Origin of the sequence: Paenibacillus sp. DS2015, from assembly GCF_050433705.1 — a bacterium.
Classification (GTDB): Bacteria; Bacillota; Bacilli; order Paenibacillales; family Paenibacillaceae; genus Paenibacillus_AQ.
This window is the reverse complement of the sequence record NZ_JBNPWS010000061.1, coordinates 1-7,455: the sequence shown is the minus strand read 5'-3', so window position 1 is coordinate 7,455 and position 7,455 is coordinate 1. Positions and strand designations below refer to the sequence as shown.

Below are 7,455 nucleotides of genomic sequence, written 5' to 3'. Positions count from 1 at the left end.
ATATGAATTAGCATAACAGGGTGTTGGCTCAGGGTGGTCAACTTTTGGATTAGCAATGACTATGTAAGTGGTACACTTTTAGATTAGCAGATACATAGGCGTTTCCGTCTTTATATTGTTTATGAGAAAATCCCGTTCGGCTAGGGAACTTGGACAAATGAATGCCAACAATCGCAGTTCTTATCTCGCTAAGCCGATTAAAGTCTTCCTCGAAATCGCTGCTATAATTTTTCTGTTTAGTCAGCCTTGAAAGATCTAGGGTAAACTTTAATTTATACTTCATTTCTTTGACCACATTGTTGATGTTTACAACGTCCTCAACAGATTGCATCAGATATTTTGATTTCCCATTTTGCTTCTTCCGTGCATTAACCAAAGCAATTTTCATGGTCTTATATTTTTTCAGACTTTTCTCGAGAAAAGAATACTGCCTAAAAAATTCCTCTTCACCATAGGTTTGAGACCGTAAAGGGGATAACAACTCCAGTGTTTCAGGCAACCCATATTGGGAAAACGTTTCCGTTAAATTTTTCAAAATCACGTCAAGTCGTACAGTGTCTTTCCACAATAAATCATTCTCTTTTTCATAGCTCAGACGCAAAATGTACGCTTTATTCGGAGCACTCTTTAACAGCCCTGTTGTCGTTTCGATAAATATCATATTGCTCTTAATATCAATCGGGTACGTCATGCCCTTCGTTTTTACAGGCACTAACACATTAATACGTTTTACAATGCCTACTCTTCCAGTAGAGATGCATAAATTCAAATACTCAGGCCAGTATTCCTCATCGTTTGCATCCTCGAATACCCATACGTACATGATTAGCATTTCCAATTCGCCTTTACGTCCATTAATAAACGGACGATGCTCGTTCTCCATATACAGTCCCGCCATATTAAACGGGTTATCATTGTACCTATGATTGTATCTATTAATATAATAGAATTGCTCTGATTCCCTGTTATAAATTCGCTCTATGTATTCATCAAAAAAAGCACCTGTATAATTTTGAACAAACTCAAATAAATTTACGCCATAATTGCGGTATGTCTCCCTCACCCAGTCGATTAGGCTACTATCCAAATATTTAAATCCGGAAAGGGTTGGTTTATTTGTCTCCTTTACTTTTATCTCTTCTGCCAAAATGATCAATTGATCCCGATACTTTTCAATCTCTGTTCCTTTCATTTTTCCACTGTTACAGAACTTATAAATGGTATACTCATAATCCTCGACACTATAAAATAGATGAACGTACTTCTTCTCATACATCCATGATTTCAATATCCGATCTATCCGACTCCTTGTTTTTCTATAGTATTCAATAATAAAATCTTTGCTTTTAAGAAATGAACTCTCGATCTCCTGAGTGATTTTTAATGCGGACTGCTCTGTCTTAATGTTTTCATAATCGTATTCCTCCGGATTCAAATAATTATTGAAATACTCCATTACATACTTCAAGACAGTAGACATGTTTTCGGCGTGATTTTTAAAATCGAACTCATCTAACTTATCCTTTTTTTTCATTTTTGTTATGTACTGCTCAATTGTAAGCATTCCTTCTTCCTCACCTTCAGCTTAGTTGACATTCCAAAAAAAAGACTCCCGAAATCCAAGGATTCAAAGGAGTCTTTTTTTGAGGAAGTCCATGGATTCACTTAATAATAATCTTGTTACACTGCCGCGACGAATGATTAAGATGCCTTCGTTTATTTCAGTAGTCTTTCTCAGAATTAAAAAACCTCTTGTACAAATTCATCCGGTATAGCCTCTTGTTCCAGACGTAAACCTGTTTGAGCCATCGTTTCCAGTAAGACGTGCCAATTGGCGTAGGATTCACTTTGCAGCAGATCATTGGCTTTCTGTCGATAACGATCCGGCTGTTCTCTACATACCTCTCCAAATTGTCTAAGAGTTCCCTCATCCATGAACAAAGGATGAATGTCAAAAGGACAGTCACGTTGTAGAAAACGATAAATCTGGATGCCACCCAAGTCTATATCCCCCCAGTGAAATATAGAGATGGAGGCGTTTTTAGTCTGCAATCTGTTCCACAAACCCCGTAAGAATAATTGAAGGACACCGTGCGGAAAACCGCCAGTATAGATAACCAATTCCCGTATAGGTTGCCGGACCCGAAGCCATTGATGGTAGCTGCTCAAATTCTCAATCATTACAATTTGTTCCACATTTATGTGGGTCCATTGAAATATTTTCAGAGTTTCGGGGTACAAGGCCGTTCCATCTGGGAATAATTCTAATGATAATTTTGCTCCATTCAGAGTGAACTGCCCACCACCGCCCATCAGAACAGGTTTGGGGTGAGGTACAATGCCAATCAAATCCAGTTCTCCTTCCCCCAATTCTGAAGCTTCCCCCATTCCCTGCCTTACAATAGACATGAGCCTTCGTTCGACATGTTTTTCGAAATACTTGCTGTTGCCGAACACTCGCATGCTAAGCATACGCTTTGGAATATCTCCTGATATAACCGGCAATTCCTGTAATACACGCACCGCATCCGCATAACTTTTTATATCGTTTATATCCATTCCTACCGAACGTTGCACTTCTAATGCCGCTACGGCCCCCAGTGTATCTGTTAACTTAAAAGTACGCCAACGTAATCATTTAAAACTCCCCCACCCAAACCGATATAACCCATAGAATCATAACGATGATGTGGGGGTTGGGAGAGATGATCAGTTTGATTCAAAAACAGAATATTATCTTGATGCATTATCGAGAAGGAAGATCACAGAGAGAGATTGGCCGAATGACAGGAGTGGATCGTAAGACCATTCGTAAATACATTGAGAAATATGAAGAACAAAGAAAGGAACTGCTTCGTGGAGAAGGTGGGCAGATTGAGCTTATTCGTAATATTGTAGAAACCCCGACGTATACAACAGGAAAACGACCCAAGCGTAAATTAACAGAAGCTATGGAGCAAACCATTCAACAGCATCTAAATGAGAATGAAGAGAAGCGGCAAAAAGGGCAGCGTAAGCAGCAAAAGAAGCCGATGGATATATATGAAGCCATGGCGGCAGATGGTGCAGACATCAGTTACAGCACTGTGTTACGTGTCATTAGGCAACTAGAACAACAAACAAAAGAAGCCTACATTAAAGCTTCATATGAACCTGGTGATGTATGTGAATTCGATTGGGGTGAAGTCAAACTTACGGTGAATGGAACGCTTCGTGTATTCCAAATGGCTGCTTTCACCTCTGCTTATGGGAACTTCCGCTATGCTTATCTGTTTACCAAACAAACCACAGAGTGCTTCCAAGAGGCCCATGCCAGATTCTTCGAACAAGTAAACGGTGTGTATAAAACTCTCGTCTACGACAATATGAAAGTTGCAGTCAAACGCTTTGTCGGTACAGAGAAAGAACCCACGGATGGGCTGTTACAACTGTCCGTTTACTATGGCTTTGGGTTTCGATTCTGTAACGTCCGTAGTGGCAACGAAAAAGGTCATGTGGAGCGAACCGTTGAGGTCGCGCGTCGTAAAGCATTCGCCTTTCGGGATACGTTTGAGACCCTGGAGGAAGCTAATATCTATCTACTAGAAATATGTGATCGACTGAATAATAAGTCTCAAGACCTCCGGGAAGGTAAGTCAGCGACAATTTGCTTAGAGGAGGAACGGCCGTTCTTATTAATGAAATTGCCTATCTTTGACGCAGCACGCGTCACACATGCACGGGTGGATAAATATGCAACGGTCGTTGTGGACCAGAACCATTACTCCGTTCCCGATTATCTTGTGGGTAAGCTCGTCTTCGTTAAAATCTACTCTGGTCTTATTCAATGTTTTGTTGAGGAAACGAAGATCGCTGAACATCACCGGCTGGTTGGATGTCATGAATGGCGATTAGAACTCGCGCATTACCTTGAAACCCTAAAGAAAAAGCCTGGCGCATTAGCCGGTAGCACGGCACTTGCGCAGGCTCAATCCCACATCAAACATATATATGAGACTTATTATACCAGACATGAAAAGGATTTTGTAGAGTTGCTACAATATATGTTTACCGAAGCCAAACTGGAAGAAGTGCAACATAGCATTCAGCAATTATGCAATATACACCCGAGCCATGTAACGACAGATAAAATAAAAGCGTTATGTGCAAAAAGACGCGATATAACAGCGCCTCCTCTACAATCTACACAAGCATCCCAGGTCATATTAAGGTATGCTAAAGCACAATTACGTCAATATGACGAACTGTTCGGCACACACACTCTACAAATGAAAGAGGTGATTGCATGAGTCAATCCCCACGAAAAGCATGGATGGAGTCCGTCATGACGTCCTGTACGGAATTGAAACTTTCAATGATACGGCAACATGTCGAGGAGCAGATTCAAGAAGCAAACCAAAAGGAGATGTGCCATGAAGAGCTTTTGGCACACCTGCTGCAAAAGGAATGTGATGCAAGGCTTGAAGCATCCCGGTATAACCGTATTCGTTCAGCCAAATTCACACACAAGAAATATCTAGAGGATTTATCCGTCAACGATTTGCCTGAAGATGCGCAGAAGAAGCTGAAGCAATTGAAAAGCTTAGACTTTATTAAGGAGGGACGCAACGTCATCTTGTCTGGAAATCCAGGTACGGGTAAGACCCACCTAGCTTTGGGACTTGGGATTAAGGCTTGTATGGAGGGCTATAAGGTGTGGTTCACGACAGTCCCCTTGCTGATTAACCAGATTAAAGAATGCCGATCCCAGCAAACACTTCGGGCCTTTCAGAATCGGTTCGAGAAATACGATCTAGTTATTGCCGATGAGATGGGTTACATTTCATTTGACAAGGAAGGATCGGAGCTCTTATTTACTCACCTGTCCCTTCGTGCCGGTCGTAAATCTACGATTATTACAACCAATTTGTCATTTGAACGTTGGGGAGAGATCTTCCAAGACCCTGTCATGACCGCAGCTATGATTGATCGTCTAACACATCAATCCTACATCGTGAATATGAATGGGAATTCGTATCGCATGAAGGAAACGAAGGAGTGGTTATTAAAGCAGCAACTAGGATAATTGAAGCACTACTCCACCAATCCACCTATCTATCGCTTGGAGAAATTTCCTCATCTACTTTGTACTATTATTTCATAGGTGGGGGAGTTTTAAATGCTCATGTGGGGGAATTTTCTGTTGACAATTACATATCGGCGATAAATGGCAAAATAAAGGCTTTGGTACAGACGCGATGAATACATTAACTTCGTTTATTTTTAATTACATTCACATTAATAAAATTAAACTACAAGTGTTTAGTTTCAATTCCAATGCCATTCGTTCTTACGAAAAGTGTCATTTTATTAAAGAAGGTATTTTACGCAATGAAATTTTTAGATTTGGATCATTCCATGATATCTATTTATTTGGTCTATTAAGAGAAGAGTGGGATAAATTTCAGTAAAATAATCAAAAGTATATATTTCTTACTCTATACATTCGGAATATAAAACCTCTCCAAATGAAAGCTATGAAACTCACAAAAATCTTCAAAACGTTGACTTAACCGCGTTTTGAAGATTTTTTAGTTGTGTTTATGCTGTAGCTTTAGAATAAAGTTTGATTAAACTGAACGGCAATGCTAGATTTTACAGTATACAAAATGCCATCGCTTTGAACAAAGATTGATCAAAATGTTCAGTGACACTATTGTTGTTGCTTAAGAAAAATGAGTTCACTGTGCAATTACATTATAGTTAGGTTCCCAAGCTATCATTGGCATCAATTCTACGTAAAAATCTAAATCAACATGAAATATTATCTGGAAGTTAACTGGATTAATCATTAAGTGATGGAAAAGTAAACCAACATCTACAAAATCGACATCTTCAAATATAAAACCAATGATATCATTCGTTAGACGCGCTTAATTCATTTCATTATATCGTTCGACTGTCTTGCTTAGCTGATAATTGAAATTCTCAGGTGTACCATCCGTAGTGTTCAGGAACTGGCCGTTCAGGTCAGAATCAGATACAGGTTCCTTCTTATTGATGCGTTCAATGATTTTTGAAGCGGCCGCTTTTGCCTCAGTGGCTGAATCAACATAGCTCTCGATACTGAAGCTGTTAATCCCTTCTTTTTGAATTCGTTTCTTGTCTTTTGCGATTGTCATGAGCGCACTCAGATCTGCGGTCATGATGTCGTATTTGGCTTTAAACTTCGTCATATCAAGCTGCAGCACATTGTCGGCGGTGATTCCCTGCTCATCCATTTCAATGGCCGTAGCCTCGGCATCTATCATGAACTTCAAGGCATTATACCTGATCTGCTGGTCTGAATCCTTGAGTTTTTGCAGTTCAGCCAGACGCTGTTGGTTACCCAATTTTTGCAAAGCCGTGAAGTATTGTTTGGCGACAGTCTCGTAAGCGAGATTGGCACTTACCAGCTTGGTATGCAGCTGTTTTCCTTTTGCGAAATCATCATCCACGTAGCCTCTCGTATCATAGTAGGCTTTCATATCGTCCAGGACGGACAACAGATCTTTTGTGACCGGTGTCAGTTTGATCACTAGCGGGTCTGCGTTCGCATAAGCAGGTTGGCTTGCGGTATAGCCGTTCGCTTTATCAACAACTCCCCGCTCAGTTTCAGCAACGCCGAGCATGATGAAGCTGAAGTTCTTCTCGATTACAGGCTGTGTATCAACTCCGAACTTCTCGAAATAATGAACCAGAACCTCATTGATTCTGCCTGTCATCAAGTTATTCAGCCTCACATACGCATTGTATTTATCGATTTCTTTGCTCTCGTCGGATGTAACGCCTTCAGCCGCTTGATCCACGGTGGATGTAATGGCAGAACAAGCGGACAACATTGCACCTAACATGATCATGGCAATAACGAATGATAGCTTTCTCAAAATAGTGATTCCTCCGACTGAGTAATTTATCGTGCTTTTCTTTTGTAAGATGTCTGAATAGGAGAGAGAACAACTGGTCTCTTCTGGTCGATTAAATTCCCTCTTCTCCCCATATCAATGTTGATTGTGAAACACATCTATTGAATTTTAGAATTATTTAGTGAATATATCTTGAGTCTTGAGTAGCAGAATTTGTAAATTTATTTGTCGACACTTTAAAGAGGATGTAACATGAGTATGATAAGGTGACAAAGTGAAATAGCCAGTCGGAGTCAAAATCACCGCTCAATGTCATGAACTTGATCCCATAAATCAAAAAAATCCGCATAATATGCGACTTTCAATAGGATGAAATCTGACAAGTGGTTCAATCTCTTACAAGAAATATTTGTAACAGGTTTGTATCACATATAATTCTTTCCTTGATTGTCAATGCTTCATTGAATTAACGTTCTCCGTTAGATTCCTGTAGATGGATAAATTTCAGCTTTGTAAAAAAACGAGCGCCTCTGTACGATGGAAGTACGCTACGGGTCAAAAGCCCTTTAAT

General features: G+C 40.0%; 6 protein-coding genes. 3 read left to right on the top strand and 3 right to left on the bottom strand.

What is annotated here, in order from left to right; translation table 11 throughout:
• Positions 1-49 precede the first annotated feature (49 nt).
• Complete coding sequence (locus tag J2T13_RS25825) at positions 50-1,564, bottom strand: hypothetical protein (protein WP_429375541.1); 1,515 nt, start codon at positions 1,562-1,564, stop codon at positions 50-52.
• A gap of 176 nt (positions 1,565-1,740) precedes the next feature.
• Complete coding sequence (locus J2T13_RS25820) at positions 1,741-2,559, bottom strand: Wadjet anti-phage system protein JetD domain-containing protein (RefSeq protein WP_429375539.1); 819 nt, start codon at positions 2,557-2,559, stop codon at positions 1,741-1,743.
• A gap of 146 nt (positions 2,560-2,705) precedes the next feature.
• On the opposite strand from J2T13_RS25820, the gene istA reads away from it, so the two are divergent.
• From istA to J2T13_RS25805, 3 genes are all read left to right on the top strand, one after another.
• Positions 2,706-4,289 carry an IS21 family transposase gene (gene istA, locus J2T13_RS25815; RefSeq protein ID WP_429375538.1) on the top strand — a complete coding sequence of 528 codons (1,584 nt, stop codon included), beginning with the start codon at positions 2,706-2,708 and terminating at the stop codon, positions 4,287-4,289.
• Positions 4,286-5,065, top strand: coding sequence for an IS21-like element helper ATPase IstB (gene istB, locus J2T13_RS25810; protein WP_429375536.1), 780 nt, complete (start codon positions 4,286-4,288; stop codon positions 5,063-5,065). The genes istA and istB overlap by 4 nt, the downstream gene beginning before the upstream one ends.
• A 130-nt stretch (positions 5,066-5,195) precedes the next feature.
• On the top strand, positions 5,196-5,450 hold the full coding sequence (locus tag J2T13_RS25805) for a GNAT family N-acetyltransferase (RefSeq protein ID WP_429375543.1): 255 nt from the start codon (positions 5,196-5,198) through the stop codon (positions 5,448-5,450).
• A gap of 462 nt (positions 5,451-5,912) precedes the next feature.
• Here the strand turns inward: J2T13_RS25805 and J2T13_RS25800 are convergent, their stop codons facing one another.
• Complete coding sequence (locus J2T13_RS25800) at positions 5,913-6,905, bottom strand: YiiG family protein (protein WP_429375534.1); 993 nt, start codon at positions 6,903-6,905, stop codon at positions 5,913-5,915.
• Between the last annotated feature and the right edge of the window lie 550 nt (positions 6,906-7,455).